Here is a 232-nt window from a genome sequence, read left to right on the forward strand (position 1 = left end):
TCCACGGCAGCAGTTTCTGCGTCTATCAGATGCGCCATTACCGGCCAGTTCTGTTGTTGGGCATATTCTTCGGAAGCCAGCAGGAGCGCAGATGCGCCGTCGGTATAGATGGTGCTGTTGCCAGCGGTAAGTGTACCCTGGCCGCTGAAGTCGAACGCAGGCTTCAGGTTGGCGAGGCGTGCAGGCGTAGTATCCGGGCGGATGATGGTATCTTTGCTGACTCCTTTGAAAT

1 pseudogene is annotated in these 232 nt (G+C 56.5%); it reads right to left on the reverse strand.

The window, feature by feature from the left end:
* Window positions 1-232, reverse strand: a pseudogene (locus tag CVH10_RS24795) (acetyl-CoA C-acyltransferase); the annotation flags it as partial.

It is taken from the genome of Halomonas sp. ND22Bw (genome assembly GCF_003011945.1).
In the GTDB taxonomy this organism is placed as follows: domain Bacteria; phylum Pseudomonadota; class Gammaproteobacteria; order Pseudomonadales; family Halomonadaceae; genus Halomonas; species Halomonas halophila.